This window comes from Saccharothrix sabaoui, from assembly GCF_051756985.1.
Lineage (GTDB): Bacteria > Actinomycetota > Actinomycetes > Mycobacteriales > Pseudonocardiaceae > Actinosynnema.
The window spans coordinates 43,769-62,831 of record NZ_JBPKJK010000025.1 but is presented as its reverse complement, the minus strand read 5'-3'; the positions used below and the strand labels follow the sequence as shown (position 1 = coordinate 62,831).

Sequence of the window (19,063 nt, the reverse complement as noted above, 5' to 3'; positions counted from 1 at the left end):
CCGACCAGTCGCCCGCCCTAAGCTGGGGCCGTGACCGAGCACGCCACCGAGGGCAGCCGCGTCGCCGCGTTCTTCGACCTGGACAAGACCGTCATCGCCAGGTCGAGCACGCTGGCGTTCAGCCGGCCGTTCTTCCAAGAGGGCCTCATCAACCGGCGTGCGGTGCTCAAGAGCGCCTACGCCCAGTTCGTCTTCATGCTGGCCGGGGCCGACGACGACCAGATGGACCGGATGCGCTCGCACATCACCGCGCTCTGCCAGGGCTGGGACGTCGGGCAGGTGCGCTCGATCGTCGAGGAGACGCTGCACGACATCGTCGACCCCCTGGTCTACAAGGAGGCGACGCAGCTCATCGCCGACCACAAGGACGAGGGCCACGACGTCGTCGTGGTGTCCGCGTCCGGCGCGGAGCTGGTCGCCCCGATCGCCACCATGGTCGGCGCCACGCACAGCGTGGGCACGCGGATGGTCGTCTCGGACGGCCGGTACTCGGGCGACGTCGACTTCTACTGCGCGGGCGAGAACAAGGCCATCGCCGTGAAGCAGCTCGCCGACGAGCACGACTACGACCTGGACCGCTGCCACGCCTACTCGGACTCGATCAGCGACCTGCCGCTGCTGGAGGCGGTCGGCCACCCGACGGCGGTCAACCCGGACCGCGCGCTGCGCCGGGTCGCGGACCGGCGGGGCTGGCCGGTGCTGACGTTCTCCGACCCGGTGTCGCTGCGCGCCCGCATCCCGCGCCCCTCGGGCACGGCGGTCGCCGTCACGGCCATCGGCCTGGGCGCGGCGACGGTCGCGGGCGCGGCCTGGTACGGGCTGCGCCGCCGACGCCGGAGCTGATTCACCCGGCGCGTCCGCCCGGACAGCGGTACCGACCACCGCCGAACGCCGAAAACGCTGTCACCGCAAGGGAACCGCTACCCGGCGTCGCGTGATCGGTGCACCCCATCGAGTGCTTGCTGTGACGCCGGACACGTACTACAAATGGAGGTGCGGACCTCGGGTCGGCCAGGGACGAAGCGGAAGAGAAGCGGCGTCCTCCCCGGCAGAGCTCCGTGCGCGGACTTCGAGACACCCACGCGCAGCACGCCGCGGGAGGCTTGTCGTCTAGGGCCTGCGTACCGGGACGCCGGACGCCGAGGCCAGGTCGGTACGACACGAGTTGCACGCCTGGTAACTCGACAGTCCGCGCCGCGACGTCGGGCCCCTCGGAAGAGGGGCCCGACGTCTGTCCGCGGCCGGTTCGCGAAACCGCACCCGATCGGGTGACCCGCCAACGCCCGGTTCCCGTCGGTCCTCCACCGCACAATTCCCACGCAACGCAACCCGTTGACCCGTCTCTGTGACGTGGGTAACTTGCGGATTACGACCACCTGCTGGTGGAAGTTTTCCACGTGGGGAGGACGCAGTGCTCCGTCCGCTCGTCGCCGCCATCGCCGTGGTCGTGGCTTCCGCCGCCGCGCCACCCCTGTTCCCCGCCGCCGCCGCGCCCGACCGGGCGCAGGTCGACCAGGCGCGGGTGGCCGACCAGGCGCGGCAGCAGGCCGCCGCCGTGCTCCGCGGCCTGACGCTGGAGCAGAAGGTCGGCCAGCTGTTCGTCACCTACGTGCACGGCCAGGCGCCGGACGAGCAGCACCCCGGCAACCTGCGCGACTTCGGTGTGGCCACCCCGGCCGAGGTGGTGGCGAAGTTCCAGCCGGGCGGGGTCATCTACTTCAACAACTCCAGCTACGACAACATCGACACACCGCGCCAGATCGCCGCCCTGTCCAACGGGCTCCAGCGCGCGAGCCGCGTCCCGCTGGCCATCTCCACCGACCAGGAGATGGGCATCGTCACCCGCATCGGCGCGCCCGCCACCCAGTTCCCGGGCAACATGGCGCTCGGCGCGGGCCGCAGCGCGCAGGACGCCGAGCGCGCCGCCCGCGTCACCGCCCTCGAACTGCGCGCGATGGGCATCACCCAGAACTTCGCGCCGGACGCGGACGTCAACTCGAACCCGGCGAACCCGGTGATCGGCGTGCGCTCGTACTCCGGCGACCCGGCGCTGGCCGCCGAGCTGACCGCCGCCCAGGTGCGCGGCTACCAGGGCCGCTTCCTGGCGACGGACGCGGTGAGCGCCACCGCCAAGCACTTCCCGGGCCACGGCGACACCGCCGAGGACAGCCACACGAGCCTGCCGACCGTGGACCGGACCGCCGAGCAGTGGCGGGAGCTGGACGCGCCGCCGTTCGAGGCGGCCATCGCGGCGGGCGTCGACTCGATCATGACCGCGCACATCCAGATGCCGAGGATCGACCCGTCGGGCGAGCCGGCGACGCTGTCCAAGCCGACCCTGGACCTGCTGCGCGGAGAGCTGGGCTACGACGGCGTGGTCATCACCGACTCGCTGGCGATGGCGGGCGTGCGGCAGCTGCACAGCGACGCCGAGATCCCCGTGCTGGCGCTCAAGGCGGGCGTGGACCAGCTGCTGATGCCGGTGGACCTCCAGCTCGCGGTGGACAGCGTGCTGGCGGCCGTGCGCGCCGGTGAGCTGACCGAGCGGCGGATCGACCTGAGCGTGCTGCGGGTGCTGCGGATGAAGCTGCTGCGCGGCGTGCTGACCAGCCCGCGGGTGGACGTGGACCGGGTCGGCTCGGTCGTCGGCGCGCCGGCGCACCTGGCCGACGCGCGCCGCATCACCGACCGCACCGTCACCGCCGTGCGCAACGACGCGGGCGTGCTGCCCCTCGCCGCGAAGCCGACCGCGGCCCTGGTCACGGGCTGGGGCGAGACGACGACGCGCACCCTCGCGGGCGTCCTGGGCGGCACGGCCCTGCCGACCGGCACCGCGCCCACCGAGGCGCAGGTCGCCGCCGCCGTGCAGGCGGCGGCGAACGCGGACCTCGTGGTCGTGCTGACCAACGGCCTGGCCGCCCGGCCGGCCCAGCAGACCCTGCTGACCAGGCTGCTCGCCACCGGCAAGCCCGTGGTCGCGGTGGCCGCGCAGAACCCGTACGACGTGGCGCACACCGCCGCGCCGACGTGGCTGGCCACCTACTCCTACAGCGCGGTGTCGATGGAGTCGCTGGCCCGGGTGATCACCGGCGAGGTGCGGCCCGCCGGGAAGCTGCCGGTGGACGTGCCCGGCCCCACGCCGTACCCCTTCGGCCACGGCCTGGCCTGGTGAGCGCCGTGGACCGCAGGAACTTCCTCGCCGGCGCGCTCGCCGCGCCCGCCCTCGCCGCACTGCCCTCCGCACTGCCCCCCGCCGCGCTGTCCCCCGCCGCGTCCGCCCACCCCGACCGGCCGAGGGCGGTCGAGACCGGCGCGGAGCAGCTGGCCGCCGACGGCTGGCGGCGGTTCGCGGGCCGCCGGGTCGGCGTCGTCACCAACCCGACCGGCGCGCTGCGCGACCAGACCCACGTCGTCGACTCGATGGTCGCCGCGGGCGTGGTGCCGGTGGCCGCGTTCGGCCCGGAGCACGGCTTCCGCGGCACGGCGCAGGCCGGCGGCTCGGAGGGCGACTACCTCGACCCGCGCACCGGCGTCCCGGTCTACGACGCGTACGGCGCGAACGCCGCCAAGTTCGCCGGCATGGTCGCCAAGGCGGGCGTGGACACGCTGGTGTTCGACATCGCGGACATCGGCGCGCGCTTCTACACCTACATCTGGACGATGTACACGGCGATGCAGGCCGCCGCCGCGACCGGCGCGCGGTTCGTCGTCCTCGACCGCCCCAACCCGGTCGGCGGCACGGCCCGCGGCCCGCAGCTCGACCCGGCCTACGCCACCGGCGTCGGCCGCAAGCCGATCGCCCAGCAGCACGGCATGACGATCGGCGAGCTGGCCCGGTTCTTCAACGGCGAGTTCCTGCCGGCCGACGGCGGCCGGGTGGCCGAGCTGGAGGTCGTCGACGTCAGGGGCTGGCGCCGCGACCGGCTCGACACCGGCCTGCCGTGGGTCCCGCCCAGCCCCAACGTGCCGACGCGCGACACCGCGCTGGTCTACCCCGGCACGTGCCTGTTCGAGGGCCTGGTGTTCTCCGAGGGCCGCGGCACGACCCGCCCGTTCGAGACGATCGGCGCGCCGGGCCTGGACTGGCGGTGGGCCGAGGACCTGAACGCGCTGGACCTGCCGGGCGTCCGGTTCCGCGAGACCCACTTCACGCCGACGTTCAACAAGTTCGCGAACCAGCTGTGCGGCGGGGTGGCCCTGCACCTCACCGACCCGGACCGGTTCGACGCGCCGCGCACCGCCGTGGCCATGATCGTCGCCGCGAAAGCCCGGTTCCCGCAGGTGTTCGCGTGGCGACCGGACAACTGGATCGACAAGCTCAGCGGCTCGGACCGGATGCGCCGCATGGTCGACGCGGGCGCGGGCACCGACGAGGTGGTCGGCGCCTGGTCCGAGGAGCTCGCCGCGTTCGACCGCACCCGCCGGCAATACCTGCGCTACCGGTAGATGGAGAAGCGATGCGCGTCCCCGCCCTGCTTGTCGCCACCACCCTCGTGATCACGACGCCGGCCCACGCCACCGGGGGCCGCGAGGCCCGCTTCGACCGGCCGCACGACGGCTGGGCGCACAGCTCCGTGCTGCGCGCCGGCACCCCGGAACGGGTCGGGCTCGACCCGGCCCCGATCGACGCCGCCCTGGACCGGGTCGAGCAGTACACGCGGCCCGACGCGACCGGTCACCCCCTGTTCGCGGGCGCCGTCACGCTGCTCGCGCACGAGGGCACCGTGGTGACGCACGAGCCGACGGGCTGGGCGGTCCGCTACGGCGACGGCTCGGGCGTCGAGCTGCCCGAGGACCAGCGGGTGCCGATGACCCGCGACACGATCTTCGACCTGGCGTCCATCTCGAAGCTGTTCACGTCGGTCGTCGTGATGCGCCAGCACGAGCTGGGCAGGTTCGGGCTGGACGACCCGGTCGCCGAGCACCTGCCCGAGTTCGGCGTCAACGGCAAGTCGTCGATCACGGTGAAGCAGCTGCTGACGCACACGTCCGGCCTGGTGGCGTGGCTGCCGCTGTGGTCGCAGTACCCGGACGTGCCGTCGCGGGTGAAGGCCGTCATGGACACCACGCCGGTCAACCCGCCGGGCACCGCCTACGTCTACTCCGACCTGAACCTGATCACGCTGGGCCTGCTGGCGCGGAAGTGGTCGGGCAAGCCGCTGGACGTGCTGGTCCGCGAGGGCATCACCGCGCCGCTGGGGCTCAAGGACACCGGCTACAACCCGCCCGCGAGCAAGCTCGACCGGATCGCGGCGACCGAGTACCAGGCGAACCGGGGCGTCGTGCGCGGCGTCGTGCACGACGAGAACGCGTGGTCGCTGGGCGGTGTCGCCGGGCACGCGGGCGTGTTCTCCACCGCCCGCGAACTGGCCGTGCTGGGCCAGGCGATCCTCAACGGCGGCTCGTACGGCGGGCGGCGCGTCCTGCGTCCCGAGACCGTCGAGCTGATGCTCACCGACTTCAACCAGGCGTTCCCGGGCAACTCGCACGGCCTGGGCTTCGAGCTGGACCAGCGCTGGTACATGGGCGCGCTGACCTCGCCGAGGGCCGCCGGGCACACCGGGTTCACCGGCACCACGCTGGTGCTCGACCCGCTGTCCGGGTCGATCGCGATCCTGCTGACCAACCGCGTGCACCCGAGCCGCGGTTGGGGCTCGATCAACCCGGCCCGCCGGGTCGTCGCGGACGGCCTGGCGCGGGCGATGGCCGTGAAACCCCGGCACGGCACCGCGCACACCCCGGTCACGGCCGGCGGCACGCTCACCACCCGCCCCCTGGAACAGCGCTCCGAGCAGCAGAAACTGGTGTTCGACGCGTTCGTCGACCTCGACCCGGCCGACTCGGTCGTGGTGGAGGCGACTAACGACGGCACGACGTGGCGCGATATCAAGGTGTTGAGCGGGTACGGGCAGCGGCGGTGGGAACGGGTCGAGGTCGTGACCGGGGCGGCGCTGGCGTTCCGCTGGCGGTACGCGCAGGGCACCGGGTACGGCGGCCGGGGCGCGTACGTCGACTCGGTGCGCATCACCGACCGGCGGGGCGTCCTGCTCGACGCGGAGCGCGAACCGGAGGGGTTGCACTCCGCAGGGTGGCGGGTAGCGGACCGTTAGTCACCCGCCTTGCCGCCAACCGGTGGGATTCGGTCACGGTTGGGGTGAGTTGCACCCACCCTGCGTTGACCGCCCGTTGAACGGTTAGTAAGTTTCCCACGTGTCCACCGAGAGCACTGCCGACACCAGCCCCCTGGTCACGATCCGCTCGCTCCTGCCGGGCCTCGCCCGCGCGGAGCAGCGGGTGGCCAAGGTCGTGCTGGACAACCCGGCGACCGTCGCCCACCGCAGCATCACCGAGGTCGCCGAGGCCGCGGGGACCAGCGAGACGACGGTGACCCGGTTCTGCAAGGCCATCGGGGTGGGCGGCTACCCCGAGCTGCGCATCGCGCTGGCCGCCGACACCGCGCGCACGTCGATGCGCACCGACCGGGACCTGGGCGGCGACATCGGTCCGGGCGACGACCTGCGGCAAGTCGTGGGCAAGGTGGCGTTCGCCGACGCGCGCGCGGTCGAGGAGACCGCCGAGCAGCTGAACGTGGACACGCTCGAAGCGGTCGTCGAGGCGGTCGCGGCCGCGGGCCGGGTGGACGTCTACGGGTTCGGGGCCAGCGCGTTCGTCGCCTTCGACCTCCAGCAGAAGCTGCACCGCATAGGGCGCACCTGCTTCGCGTGGAACGACACGCACATCGCGCTCACCTCCGCCGCCGTCCTCACCCCCGCGGACGTCGCGGTCGGCATCTCGCACACCGGCTCGACCTCGGAGACCGTCGAGGCGCTCCGGGTCGCCGGCGACCGGGGCGCGACCACGGTGGCGCTGACGAACTTCCCGCGCTCGCCGATCAGCGAGGTCGCCGACCACGTGCTGACCACGGCGGCCCGCGAGACCACGTTCCGCTCGGGCGCGATGGCCAGCCGCATCGCGCAGCTGACCGTCATCGACTGCCTGTTCATCGGGGTCGCCCAGCGGCACGTGGACAGCGCGAAGACCGCCCTGGAGGCGACGTACGACGCGGTGGCGGGCCACCGGCTGGGCGCCAGGCCGGACGGCCGGCGTCGCCGGGAGACCGCTAAATGACGCCGCCGCGGCACGACGTCGTGGTCACCGTGGAATCCCCCACCGAGGCCAGGAACCCGAGGACGGAGGACATCGACCGGCTGTCCACGCTGGACGTGCTGCGGCTGATCAACACCGAGGACCACCTGGTCCCGGACGCGGTGGCCGCCGTGCTGCCCGAGCTGGCGCGGGCCGCCGACCTGGCCGTGGGCGCGCTGCGGGCCGGCGGACGGGTGCACTACGTGGGCGCGGGCACGTCCGGCCGGCTGGCCACGCTCGACGCCGCCGAGCTGGTGCCCACGTTCAACGCGCCGCCGGACTGGTTCGTCGCGCACCACGCGGGCGGGCGGGAGGCCCTGGTCAACGCGGTGGAGAACGTGGAGGACCAGGCGTCCGCCGGCGCCGCCGAGATCCGCAGGCACGCGGCGGCGGGCGACCTGGTGCTGGGCGTCACGGCGTCCGGCCGCACGCCGTTCGTCGTGGCCGCGCTGGAGGAGGCCCGCACGATGGGCGCCCGCACGGTCCTGGTGTCGAACAACCCGACCGCGCCCGCACCCGTCGACGTCGACGTGCTGATCGCGGTGGACACCGGTCCGGAGGCCATCGCCGGGTCGACCCGGATGAAGGCGGGCTCGTCGCAGAAGCTGGTGCTGACGTCGTTCTCGACGGCGGTCATGGTCCGGCTGGGCCGCACCTACTCGAACCTGATGGTGTCGATGCGCGCCACGAACGCCAAGCTGCGCGGTCGCACGGTGCGCATCCTGCGCGAGGCGACCGGCCTGACCGAGGAGGACTGCGCGGCGGCGCTGGCCGACGCGGGCGGCGACCTCAAGGTGGCGCTGGTGCACCTGCTGGCCGACGTGCCGACCGCGCGGGCCGCCGACGCGCTGGACCGGACGCAGGGCCACGTGCGGCAGGCGCTCAGCCTGTTGGCACCGGGCGCCACGGGATAGGCGTGGACAGGACCATCGCGCTGGACGTCTCCCCGTAGCCGCCCAGCCGCACGAGCATCCGTTCCAGCTCGCTGACCGACGTGGTGACGACCTTGACCACCGAGCAGATGTCACCGGTCAGCCGCACCACCTCGACCACCTCGGGGCAGTCGTCGAGCAGCTCGGGGTGCACGGTGATGCACCGCGCGCCGTAGCACTTCATCCGGACCAGGGCGACGACCGGCCGCCCCACCGCCGTCGGGTCGACCGTCGCGCGGTAGCCGGTGATGACGCCCGCGTTCTCCAGCCGCCGCACCCGCTGCGCCGCGGTCGGCGGCGACACGTGCACGCGCCGGGCCAGCTCGTTGTACGACAGCCGCGCGTCGTCCTGGAGCGCCTCCAGCAGGGCGCGGTCGACACCGTCCAGCTCGATGTTCATGACCGTGAAGCCATCCGTCCGAATCATTTGTGAACGTGAGAAGTTCGCTGGTCAGGGTATCCCGACAGCTCTTCAGATCACCCGATCGCCGGGCGATGATGGTGGTCATGACGTGTCCGGTCCCACCCAAACTCGACTTCGGCGGCACCACGCCCTACGAGGACTACGTGCACGCCTCCGTGCTGCACGGCCTCCAGCAGCAGTGGTCCGACGACCCGCGCGAGATGTCGTTCCTGGTGGTCACGCAGGTCATGGAGCTGTACTTCGGCCTGCTGTGCTTCGAGTGGCGGCACGCCCAGCGGGAGCTGCGCGCCGACGACGTGCCCGGCGCCGTGCGCACCCTGCGCCGCAGCGAGCTGCACATGCAGGCGCTGAACGCGGCGTGGCGGCCCATCGCCCGGATGACGCCCGGCGAGTTCAACTCGTTCCGGGACGCCCTCGGCGAGGGCTCGGGCTTCCAGTCCGGCCGCTACCGCGAGGTGGAGTTCCTGCTCGGCGAGAAGTCCCGCTCGCTGCTCGTGCCGCACCGCGCCGTGCCGGCCCAGCACGACGCCCTGGAGGCGCTGCTGCACGAGCCGAGCCTGTACGACGACGTGCTCGCGCTCCTGCACCGCCGGGGCAAGCCGATCCCCGCCGACGTGCTCACCCGTGACGTCAGCGAGGGCTACCGGCCCAACGCCGAGGTCGAGGCGGTGTGGGCGGACGTCTACCGCGACGGGCCGCGCGACCTGCTGGAGCTGGGCGAGGCGCTGACCGACGTCGCCGAGGAGTTCACCCGCTGGCGGCACGACCACCTGCTCGCGACCCGCCGCTCGATGGGCGCGAAGACCGGCACCGGCGGTTCGGCCGGCGTCGCGTGGCTGGAGAAGCGCGCGCAGCGCTCCGTCTTCCCCGAACTGTGGACCGCGAGGAGCTACGTGTGAACGTCGACCCGTTGGCGCACGTGCGCGACCTGTTCGACCTGGACGACGACGTCGTCTACCTGGACGGCAACTCGCTCGGCGCGCCGCCGAAGGCCGTGGCCGGGCGCGTGCGCGACGTCGTGGAGCGGCAGTGGGGCCGCCGGCTCATCCGCAGCTGGTCCGAGGGCTGGTGGGAGGCCCCGGAGCGGGTCGGCAACCGGATCGGGCGGCTCGTCGGCGCGGGCCCCGGCCAGGTCGTGGTGGCGGACTCGACGAGCGTGAACCTGTTCAAGGCGCTCATGGCGGCGGTCCGCAACACCGACCGGGCCGAGATCGTGGTCGACGCCGGGACGTTCCCCACCGACGGCTACATCGCGCGGTCGGTGGCGGAGCTGACCGGGCTCGCGCTGCGGCCCGCGCCGCCGGAGGAGCTGGACCTGCGGGACACGACGGCGGTCGTGCTGCTCAACCACGTCGACTACCTCACCGGCCGGCTGCTGGACATGGCGGAGCTGACGCGGCAGGCGCACGACGTGGGCGCGAAGGTCGTGTGGGACCTGTGCCACAGCGCCGGCGTGCTGCCGATCGAGCTGGACGCGCTCGGCGTGGACCTCGCGGTCGGCTGCACGTACAAGTTCCTCAACGGCGGGCCCGGGTCGCCCGCGTTCCTGTACGTGCCGAAGCACGCGCAGCACGCGTTCGAGCAGCCGTTGACCGGGTGGACGGGCCACGAGGTGCCGTTCGCGATGGCGGACGAGTACACGCCCGACCCCGGCGTGTCCCGGGCGCGCGTGGGCACGCCGGACATCCTGTCGATGCTGGCGCTCGACGCCGCGCTGGACGTGTGGGACGACGTGTCGCTGGTGGACGTGCGGGCGAAGGGCCTGGCGCTGACCGCGCACTTCATGCGCCTGGTCGAGGGCCTGCCGGGCATCGAGGTGATCACCCCGGCCGACGAGCGGCGCGGCCACCAGGTCAGCCTGCGGCACCCGGAGGCGCGGCGGCTGGTGGAGGAGCTGGCGGCCCGCGACGTCCTGGGCGACCACCGCCCGCCGGACGTCCTCCGCTTCGGCTTCGCGCCGCTCTACAACACGTTCGACGAGGCCGAGCGGGCCGCGACCACCCTGAAAGAACTCCTCTGACCCGCGAGAGTCCAACCTCCAGGCCCCGAGAGTCCAACGCTCAGGTCGCGAGAGTCGTACCTCCAGGACCCCTGAGTTCTACGTCCGGAACGTAGAGCTCAGGGGTCCTGAGTGTTGGACTCTCGGGGCCCCGGCGTTGGACTCTCGGGGCCTGGGCGTTGGACTCTCGCGGGGTCAGGGGGTGGCGGCGTCGGCGATGCTGCGGGCTTCGCGGGCGCCGGCTTCGAGGGTCTCGCAGTGGAACAGGAGCCAGCGGGTGACGCCCTCGGGGTCACCGGTGGAGAAGCCGTGCAGGGCGGCGGCGTAGTCGTTGCGGCGGCGCAGGCACATCACCTCCGGCACGCCCAGGGACTTCGGGTCGAGCCCCGTCGCGATGGACGCCAGGCGGGACGCGGCGCGGGCGACGACGCCGTTGGCCGTGCCGAACGGCGACAGCGACATCAGCTCGCCGTGCACCACGGCCACCAGCAGCGGACCGGGGACGGACGTGCCGCCGGTCACCAGCTGGGCCAGCAGGCCCAGGCGCTGCGACACGTCCGGCACCGCGCGGGGACGGCCCAGCTCACCGCCCAGGTCGGCCCCCGCCAGGACGTGCAGCCTGGCCAGCGCCTGGAGCGGCGCGCGCTGCCACGTCGGCAGCAGCACGCCCAGCGCCTCGGCCACGCGCAGCGCACCCGCCAGCACGGGGTCGGTGACCGAACCGTCCTCGGGGATGTCGGTGGCACCGCCTTCGAGCGCGGCGGAGGCGCGGGCGGCGCGCACGGACGCCTCGGCCGCGGTGGTCGCCCAGCCGCGCAGGTTCACCCGGTGCCGGTGCACCTGGAACACGGCGTCGCGGGCCGAGTCGACGGCGTCGGCCACACCGGGCAGGCCCAGCAGCGGGGCGAGCGGATCGGTCACGGGACCGCACACTACCCGCCGGTAAGTGGCTATTCGCACCAAGCCGGAATTGGCTATCCGAACAGGCCAATCGTCGGGATAGGTTCGCCGCATGACCTGGTACGACCGCCCTGTGCTCACCGGTTCCCACGTCCGCCTCGAACCCCTGTCGCCCGACCACGCCGAGGGCCTGCACGAGGCGGGCAAGGACCCCGACACCTGGACGTGGCTCAGCTCGCACCAGCCGAAGACCCTCGACGACACCCGCGCCTACGTCGAACGGGCGCTCGCCGACCCCGACCGCCTGCCCTGGGCGCAGGTCGACCCCCGCACCGGCGAGGTCGCGGGCACCACGTCGTACTACGAGATCGACCCGGTGCACCGGGGCCTCTACATCGGCCACACCTGGATCGGCACGCGCTGGCAGCGCACCGCGCTCAACACCGACGCCAAGCTCCTGCTGCTGACCAGGGCGTTCGAGGTCCTCGGCGCGCACCGCGTCGGCTGGCACACGGACCTGCGCAACGAGCGGTCGCAGAAGGCGATCGAACGGCTGGGCGCGACCCGCGAGGGCGTGCTGCGGGTGCACCGCGTCCGCCCGGACGGCACGCTGCGCGACACCGTCGTGTACTCGATGACGGCCGCCGAGTGGCCGGCGCTCAAGGCCCGCCTGCACAGCTGACCCGCCCGCGTGACCTGTCTCACGCGAGGTGCCGCTCGTCGCAACTTGTGTGTCGTTCGGCCGGATCACGGTGGTCAGTGCCGCGGGACCGGGTTACACAGTTACCCACGCGTTTCGAAACCGGCCAAAATTGGTCTGAACCTTTTGGGTGCGCAGTGAGCTGAATCGCACTACGGTCAGTGCGCACCACACTGATTCAGGAGGTACGCCCCGCCATGACAGAGCCGCAAGCCGCCCTGGACAACCTGTCGACCGAGAACAGGAAGTTCCCGCCCAGCGACGAGTTCGCCGCGCAGGCCAACGCCACCGCCGCGCTCTACGGGGAGGCGGACGCCGACCGCGAGGCGTTCTGGGCGAAGCAGGCCGAGCGGCTGTCCTGGGACACGAAGTGGACGCAGGTCCTCGACTGGTCGAACGCGCCGTTCGCGAAGTGGTTCGTCGGCGGCAAGCTCAACGTCGCGTACAACTGCGTCGACCGGCACGTCGAGTCCGGCCACGGAGAGCAGGTCGCCATCCACTGGGAGGGCGAACCCGGCGACAGCCGGACCATCACCTACGCCGACCTCCAGCGCGAGGTCTCCAAGGCGGCGAACGCCCTGGTCGAACTGGGTGTCGGGGCCGAGGACCGGGTCGCCATCTACATGCCGATGGTGCCCGAGGCGATCTTCTCCATGCTCGCCTGCGCCCGCCTGGGCGCGCTGCACAGCGTGGTGTTCGGCGGCTTCTCCGCGGAGGCCCTGCGCACCCGCATCGAGGACTCGCGGGCCAAGCTCGTGATCACCACGGACGGCCAGTACCGGCGCGGCAAGCCGGCGGCGCTCAAGCCCGCCGTGGACGAGGCCGTCGCCAACGCCGCGAGCGTCGAGCACGTCCTCGTGGTCAAGCGGACCGACACCGAGGTCGAGTGGACCGAGGGCCGCGACGTGTGGTGGCACGACCTGGTCGACCGCCAGGCCGAGCAGCACACCCCGGAGGCGTTCGACTCCGAGCACCCGCTGTTCATCCTCTACACGTCGGGCACCACGGGTAACCCGAAGGGCATCCTGCACACGTCGGGCGGCTACCTGACCCAGGCGTCGTACACGCACCACGCCGTGTTCGACCTCAAGCCGGACACCGACGTCTACTGGTGCACCGCCGACATCGGCTGGGTCACCGGCCACAGCTACATCGTGTACGGCCCGCTGTCGAACCGCGTCACGCAGGTCGTCTACGAGGGCACGCCGAACACCCCGGACGAGGGCCGGCACTGGCAGGTCGTGCAGAAGTACGGCGTGTCGATCTACTACACCGCGCCGACGCTGATCCGCACGTTCATGAAGTGGGGCGCGGACATCCCCGCCAAGTACGACCTGTCGTCCCTGCGCGTGCTGGGCAGCGTCGGCGAGCCGATCAACCCCGAGGCGTGGATCTGGTACCGGGAGACCATCGGCGCGGGCAAGACGCCGATCGTCGACACGTGGTGGCAGACCGAGACCGGCGCGATCATGATCTCCCCGCTGCCCGGCGCGACCGCGACCAAGCCCGGTTCGGCGCAGAGGCCGCTGCCCGGCATCGGCGCGAAGGTCGTCGACGACCAGGGCAACGAGGTCCCGCACGGCGGTGGCGGCTACCTGGTGCTCGACGAGCCGTGGCCGTCGATGCTGCGCGGCATCTGGGGCGACGAGCAGCGCTACCGCGACACCTACTGGTCGCGGTTCGGCGAGCAGGGCTTCTACTTCGCGGGCGACGGCGCGAAGTACGACGCGGACGGCGACATCTGGCTGCTGGGCCGGGTGGACGACGTGATGAACGTGTCCGGGCACCGCATCTCCACCACCGAGGTCGAGTCCGCGCTGGTCTCGCACCCGACGGTGGCCGAGGCGGCGGTCGTCGGCGCGACCGACCCGACCACCGGCCAGGGCATCGTGGCGTTCGTGATCCTGCGCGGCGGCGTCGCCGAGGGCTCGGACGGCGCGGAGGCGATCAAGGCGCTGCGCGACCACGTGGCCAAGGAGATCGGCCCCATCGCGAAGCCGCGGCAGATCATGGTCGTGCCGGAGCTGCCGAAGACCCGCTCGGGCAAGATCATGCGCCGCCTGCTGCGCGACGTGGCGGAGAACCGGCAGGTCGGCGACGTCACGACGCTCGCCGACTCGTCCGTCATGGAGCTGATCTCCCAGGGCCTGAAGACGGGTTCCGCGGAGGACTGACCGACCGCGGCGGGGGCGTCTCCCGGACCGGGGAGGCGCCCCCGCCGCGTCGCGGCCGAAACCCGTCGCCGGGTCATCAGCCGGTCGAGCGGTGACGGCCGCGCGGGCGTGGCACGATGGCGCGGTGACCAGCGCTCGGGAGAACACCAACGGCAGCGGGCTGCCACCTGTCCCGTCCATCCCGTTGACCGCGGAGAGCCCGGCGATGATCGCGGGCGAGACGTCCATCGGCGGTCTCGTGCGCGACGCGACGGCGCACCTGTCCACGCTGGTCAGGGCCGAGGTCGAACTGGCCAAGTCCGAGGTGGCCGGCGAGATCAAGAAGGGCGTGAAGGGCAGCGTCTACTTCATCGTCGCCCTGGCCGTGCTGCTGTTCAGCTCCTTTTTCTTCTTCTTCTTCGGCGCCGAGCTGCTCGACGTGTGGCTGCCGCGCTGGTCGGCGTTCCTGATCGTGTTCGTGCTGATGCTCGTCACGGCCGGGCTGTTCGCGTTCCTCGGCTACCGCAAGGTGAAGAAGTTGCGCGCGCCGCAGCGGACCATCGACTCGGCCAAGGACACGGTCGCGGCGCTGCGCCACCGAGACGCCCGCTGACGCCCGTGCGGCTGCCACCGGACCCGTCGACCGCCCGGGTGCCCGGCCCGTGGGCGCACCGCGACGTGTCCGCGAACGGCATCCGGCTGCACGTGGTCGAGTTCGGCGACGGGCCGCTCGTGCTGCTGCTGCACGGCTTCCCCGAGTTCTGGTGGACGTGGCGGCACCAGCTGGTCGCGCTGGCCGAGGCGGGGTACCGCGCGGTCGCGGTGGACCTGCGCGGCTACGGCGACTCGGACAAGCCGCCGCGCGGCTACGACGGCTTCACGCTCGCCGGTGACGTCGCGGGCCTGGTGAAGGCGCTGGGCGAGAGCCGCGCGCACCTCGTCGGCCACGCGTGGGGCGGCATGCTGGCGTGGACGGTCGGCGCCATGCACCCCCGCCTGGTCTCCTCGGTCACGGCCGTGGCCGCGCCGCACCCGCTGGCCCTGCGCCGCGCCATCCGCCGCCACCCGCGCGGTCAGGGGCGCGCGGCGGCGCACATCTTCCGCTTCCAGCTGCCGGTGCGGCCCGAGCGCGCGCTGACCCGTGACCGGGGCGCCGCCGTGGCCGACCTGCTGCGCTCCTGGTCCGGTCCGAAGTGGACGGTGGCACCGGAGTTCGACGAGGTGCTCCGCCGCAACCGCGAGGCCGTCCTCATCCCCGGCGTGGCGCACAGCGCCATGGAGTACCACCGCTGGGCCGTCCGCTCCCAGCTGCGCAGCGACGGCCGCCGCTTCGCCGAGGTCCTCGACCGCCGCCTGGAGGTCCCCGTCCTCCAGGTCCACGGCGCGCGCGACCCGGTGCTGCTGGAGTCCACCGCCTCCGACTCGACCGCCTGGGCGGGCCCCCGCTCGTCGTACCGGGTGCTGCCCGAGGTGGGCCACTTCCCGCACCAGGAGTCGCCGCACACCACGAGCCGCCTGGTCACCGAGTTCCTGGCGAAGGTCCAGGCCCGGGGCTAGGACGCGCAGGTCTGCGTCGACGCCCGCCGCACCAGGGACGGCGCCTCCGCGACCTCGTCGGCGACCTCCTGGGCGGTCAGCACGAAACCGGTCTCCTGGTCGTCCACCGCCGCGCCGAACACCACGCCCATCACGCGGCCCTGCGGGTCGACCAGCGGACCGCCGGAGTTGCCGCTGCGGACCTTCGCGCGGACGGTGTAGACGTCCCGCGTCACGGTCTGCGCGTCGTAGATGTCCGGGCCGCGCAGCATCGGGATGCGCTCCCGCACGCGGGCCTCGGACGCCGTGTACGGGCCGTCCAGCGGGTAGCCGAGGACGATGCCGTCCTCGCCCTGCGCGATCTCGTCGGTGCGGAACTTCAGCGGTTCGGCCTTGAGGTCCGGCACGGCGAGGACGGCGACGTCGGTCTGCGCGTCGTAGTGCACGACGGTCGCGTCGAACTGGCCCCGGCCGACCTCGACCGCGACCTCGGTGGTGCCGGCGACGACGTGCGCGTTCGTCATCACGCGCTCCGGCGCGATCACGAACCCGGTGCCCTCCAGGGCGCGGGAGCACGACGGCGCCCGCCCGCGCACCTTGAGCACGCTGGCCCGCAGGTTCTGCACGATCGGGTCCTGGCTCAGCGCCGGGTCGGGCGGGCCGACCTCCTTGAGCGGCGTGCGGTTGAACGGGTCCATCGCGGCCGGGAAGCCGGACACGTCGAACAGGCTCTGGAGGTCGCCGGACAGGGTCCGCGCGGCCTGCGGCATGGTGCCGTCGACGGTCGACAGGATCACCGACTGGTTGAGCGCCTTGGCCAGCGACGGCAGCCCGGCGACCACGGTCAGCGGCAGCGCGATCATCCACGCCACGACGAACACCACCGCGCCCTGCACGATCGCGCCCAGCGCGTTGTCCGCGCCGCGCAGCGGGCTGGAGTTGATCCGCGGCTTGATCGTCCGCCCCACGTACACGCCGAGCGTCTCGCCGAGCGCCACGAGCAGCACCACGATGCCGACCGCGAAGACGACCTTGGTCACCACGTTCTCGAACTGGGCGACCACCAGCGGCGCGAGCTGCGTGCCGAGCACGAGGCCGATGAGCACGCCGACGAACGCGGGCAGCGCCACGACCATGCCCTGCCGCGCGCCGGACACCGCGGCGAAGGCGGCCAGCGCCAGGACGAGCAGGTCAACCCAGTTCACCGGCACCCCGATCCACGACCGCCCGCTCCGTCGCGCGCAGCGCGAGGTCCAGGTCCCGCACGTCCGAGGTGTCCCACGGCCGTTCCCACCCGCCGAGCGCCAGCAGGCCGTTGAGCAGCCCGGCGGTGAAGCCCCACACCAGCATGCCCGGCGCGGAGAACGCGGGGCCGGTGTAGCCCGAGGAGTGCGTCACCCGGAACCGGTTCGCCGGGTCGGCCAGGTGCGCGACCGGCACGCGGGCCACGGCGGCGGTCTCCGCCGGGTCGACGGGCGCGACCGGCGACGGCTCGCGCCAGTGCGCGAGCACCGGCGTGACGACGAACCCGGACACCGGCACGTGCAGCTCGGGCAGCAGCGCGACCGGGCGGACGCCCTCGCGCAGCACCCCGGTCTCCTCGAACGCCTCGCGCAGCGCCGTGTCCAGCGGGCCGTCGTCGGTCGGGTCGGCGGCGCCGCCCGGGAACGCGACCTGGCCGGGGTGCGAGCCGAGGGTGTCGGCGCGGCGCAGCAGCAGCACGTCCGGCCCGCGGGGGCCCTCGCCGAACAGCATGAGCACGGCCGCGGCGCGCCCGGTGCCCGGTGGCGGCGGCGAGAGGCGGGTGAAGGCGCGGGCGTCGATCTCGGCGGTGGCCTTGACGAGGCCGCTCATCCACTCCGGGACGTCGCCCGGGTCGACCAGCGCGGTCATCCCACCACCTCGCGCACCTGCTCGACCGTGGTCAGCACGAGCGGGTCGGGCACGAGGGCCAGCGCGCCGTCCGCGCCGACGACGTAGGTCACCGGCATGCGCGGCGGCGGGGCCACGGCCTTGCGCAGCAGGTCCGCGGGGTCGTGCACGGACGGCAGGTGAACACCGAGTTTGGCCAGCAACTCCAGCCCGTCCCCCTCCTTGCTGTCGACCAGGACCGTCAGCACCGGCACCGCGCCGGGCTCCCGGGCGTAGGCGTCGAGCACCCTGAGCTCCTCTTGACAGGGAACGCACCAGGTCGCCCAGAAGTTCACCACGGCCCGACCGGGCAGGGCGGACGCCACGTCGAGGCGGGTGCCGTCGCCGAGGCAGGTGACCTCCAGGCCGCGCAGCGCGGCCGGTCCGGGTGCCGCGCCGTCCTGCGAGCGCGGGGGCGGCGCGCACGGCTGGAGCGCGGCGTCCCGCCGGGCGAGGCCGAGGTCCGGCGCGGGCCGCGCGCTCACCGCCGGGCCGGGGTCGACGGGGTCGGACGAGCGCGGCCACAGCGCGACGACGCCCGCCACCGCCAGCACCAGGGCGACGGCCGTCCACCGGGCTCGGGTGCTCACGCCAACTTCTCCCCCGCACGCACGCGCTCGGCGAGCTCGATCAGGTGCGGCGCCTCCTCGCCCTTGACGAGCTTCTGCGCCTTGACCGGGTCGACCTGGCCGATGCCGTAGGACGGGCACAGCGGCGCGAGCAGGCACGCGCCGCAGGCGGGCGTGCGGGCGTGGCAGACGCGGCGGCCGTGGAAGATCGTGCGGTGCGAGACGATCGTCCAGTCCTTGCGCTCGACGAGCGGGCCGACGGCGTGCTCGACCTTGACCGGGTCCTCCTCCCGGGTCCAGCCCCAGCGGCGGACGAGCCGGCCGAAGTGGGTGTCCACGGTGATCCCCGGCACGCCGAACGCGTCGCCCAGCACCACGTTCGCGGTCTTGCGGCCGACGCCGGGCAGCGTGACCAGGTCCTCCAGCCTGCCCGGCACGACGCCGTCGAACCGCTCCACCAGGGCGGCGCCGAGCCCCAGCAGGGACGTCGCCTTGTTCCGGTAGAAGCCGGTCGGCCTGATCAGCTCCTCCAGCTCGGCCCGGTCCGCCGAGGCGTAGTCGCGCGCCGTGCGGTAGCGCCGGAACAGGGCGGGCGTGACCTGGTTCACCCGGACGTCGGTGGTCTGGGCGGACAGGACGACGGCGACGAGCAGTTCCAGCGGGTCGCGGAAGTCCAGCTCGCAGTGCGCGTCGGGGTAGCCCTGCCCCAGCACCCGCACCACCCGGCGCGCCCGGCGGACCAGCCCCAGCCTCGTCTCCGGCTGCTTCACCGCGCTCTTGGCCATGTCGGAAC

Annotated in this window: 18 protein-coding genes; 12 read left to right on the top strand and 6 right to left on the bottom strand. The window is 73.2% G+C overall.

The annotated features are described in order from the left end of the window. Positions 1-30: 30 nt before the first annotated feature. The 6 genes from ACR807_RS10530 (at position 31) to murQ (ending at position 8,060) form a co-directional block, all read left to right on the top strand. Positions 31-843: an HAD family hydrolase gene (locus ACR807_RS10530; RefSeq protein ID WP_438921055.1), complete on the top strand. Its 813-nt coding sequence runs from the start codon at positions 31-33 to the stop codon at positions 841-843. A gap of 568 nt (positions 844-1,411) precedes the next feature. Next, the gene (locus tag ACR807_RS10525; protein ID WP_438921054.1) at positions 1,412-3,172 is read left to right on the top strand and encodes a glycoside hydrolase family 3 protein; all 1,761 of its coding nucleotides are present in this window, start codon (positions 1,412-1,414) and stop codon (positions 3,170-3,172) included. Positions 3,173-3,177: 5 nt separating this feature from the next. After that, positions 3,178-4,446 (top strand): exo-beta-N-acetylmuramidase NamZ family protein, encoded by a 1,269-nt coding sequence (locus tag ACR807_RS10520; RefSeq protein ID WP_438921053.1) that lies wholly within the window; start codon positions 3,178-3,180, stop codon positions 4,444-4,446. An 11-nt stretch (positions 4,447-4,457) separates the two neighbouring features. Next, positions 4,458-6,110 (top strand): serine hydrolase domain-containing protein, encoded by a 1,653-nt coding sequence (locus tag ACR807_RS10515; protein ID WP_438921052.1) that lies wholly within the window; start codon positions 4,458-4,460, stop codon positions 6,108-6,110. Positions 6,111-6,210: 100 nt separating this feature from the next. Continuing rightward, positions 6,211-7,128 (top strand): MurR/RpiR family transcriptional regulator, encoded by a 918-nt coding sequence (locus tag ACR807_RS10510; RefSeq protein WP_438921051.1) that lies wholly within the window; start codon positions 6,211-6,213, stop codon positions 7,126-7,128. Continuing rightward, on the top strand, positions 7,125-8,060 hold the full coding sequence (murQ, locus tag ACR807_RS10505) for an N-acetylmuramic acid 6-phosphate etherase (protein ID WP_438921050.1): 936 nt from the start codon (positions 7,125-7,127) through the stop codon (positions 8,058-8,060). Before ACR807_RS10510 ends, murQ begins: the two co-directional genes overlap by 4 nt. On the opposite strand, the gene ACR807_RS10500 is transcribed toward murQ, so the two are convergent. Further along, a complete protein-coding gene (locus tag ACR807_RS10500) occupies positions 8,029-8,478 on the bottom strand; it encodes an Lrp/AsnC family transcriptional regulator (RefSeq protein ID WP_438921049.1) in 450 nt (149 codons plus the stop codon). The genes murQ and ACR807_RS10500 overlap by 32 nt on opposite strands. Before the next feature lie 107 nt (positions 8,479-8,585). On the opposite strand from ACR807_RS10500, the gene ACR807_RS10495 reads away from it, so the two are divergent. Continuing rightward, complete coding sequence (locus ACR807_RS10495) at positions 8,586-9,401, top strand: tryptophan 2,3-dioxygenase (protein ID WP_438921048.1); 816 nt, start codon at positions 8,586-8,588, stop codon at positions 9,399-9,401. Continuing rightward, entirely contained in the window at positions 9,398-10,522 is a 1,125-nt protein-coding gene (gene kynU, locus ACR807_RS10490; protein ID WP_438921047.1) for a kynureninase, read from the top strand. Before ACR807_RS10495 ends, kynU begins: the two co-directional genes overlap by 4 nt. Before the next feature lie 174 nt (positions 10,523-10,696). Here the strand turns inward: kynU and ACR807_RS10485 are convergent, their stop codons facing one another. Beyond that, positions 10,697-11,422 carry a Fic family protein gene (locus ACR807_RS10485; RefSeq protein ID WP_438921046.1) on the bottom strand — a complete coding sequence of 242 codons (726 nt, stop codon included), beginning with the start codon at positions 11,420-11,422 and terminating at the stop codon, positions 10,697-10,699. 91 nt (positions 11,423-11,513) lie between these two features. On the opposite strand from ACR807_RS10485, the gene ACR807_RS10480 reads away from it, so the two are divergent. From ACR807_RS10480 to ACR807_RS10465, 4 genes are all read left to right on the top strand, one after another. Beyond that, positions 11,514-12,083 (top strand): GNAT family N-acetyltransferase, encoded by a 570-nt coding sequence (locus ACR807_RS10480; protein ID WP_438921045.1) that lies wholly within the window; start codon positions 11,514-11,516, stop codon positions 12,081-12,083. A gap of 215 nt (positions 12,084-12,298) precedes the next feature. Continuing rightward, a complete protein-coding gene (gene acs / locus ACR807_RS10475; RefSeq protein ID WP_438921044.1) occupies positions 12,299-14,275 on the top strand; it encodes an acetate--CoA ligase in 1,977 nt (658 codons plus the stop codon). A gap of 124 nt (positions 14,276-14,399) precedes the next feature. Further along, positions 14,400-14,867, top strand: coding sequence for a phage holin family protein (locus ACR807_RS10470; RefSeq protein WP_438921043.1), 468 nt, complete (start codon positions 14,400-14,402; stop codon positions 14,865-14,867). A 5-nt stretch (positions 14,868-14,872) separates the two neighbouring features. Next, positions 14,873-15,811: an alpha/beta fold hydrolase gene (locus tag ACR807_RS10465; protein WP_438921042.1), complete on the top strand. Its 939-nt coding sequence runs from the start codon at positions 14,873-14,875 to the stop codon at positions 15,809-15,811. Here ACR807_RS10465 and ACR807_RS10460 read toward each other — a convergent pair. Genes ACR807_RS10460 through nth form a run of 4 tightly spaced genes read right to left on the bottom strand, consistent with a single transcriptional unit; the run spans position 15,808 to position 19,055 of the window. Next, positions 15,808-16,995 carry a MarP family serine protease gene (locus ACR807_RS10460; protein ID WP_438921041.1) on the bottom strand — a complete coding sequence of 396 codons (1,188 nt, stop codon included), beginning with the start codon at positions 16,993-16,995 and terminating at the stop codon, positions 15,808-15,810. The two genes, ACR807_RS10465 and ACR807_RS10460, sit on opposite strands and share 4 nt — an antisense overlap. Continuing rightward, positions 16,982-17,683 (bottom strand): NUDIX hydrolase, encoded by a 702-nt coding sequence (locus ACR807_RS10455; protein WP_438921040.1) that lies wholly within the window; start codon positions 17,681-17,683, stop codon positions 16,982-16,984. Before ACR807_RS10455 ends, ACR807_RS10460 begins: the two co-directional genes overlap by 14 nt. Continuing rightward, positions 17,680-18,291, bottom strand: a complete 612-nt coding sequence (locus ACR807_RS10450) for a TlpA family protein disulfide reductase (RefSeq protein WP_438921039.1) — start codon at positions 18,289-18,291, stop codon at positions 17,680-17,682. Before ACR807_RS10450 ends, ACR807_RS10455 begins: the two co-directional genes overlap by 4 nt. Beyond that, positions 18,288-19,055: an endonuclease III gene (gene nth, locus ACR807_RS10445; protein WP_438921038.1), complete on the bottom strand. Its 768-nt coding sequence runs from the start codon at positions 19,053-19,055 to the stop codon at positions 18,288-18,290. Before nth ends, ACR807_RS10450 begins: the two co-directional genes overlap by 4 nt. Positions 19,056-19,063 lie beyond the last annotated feature (8 nt).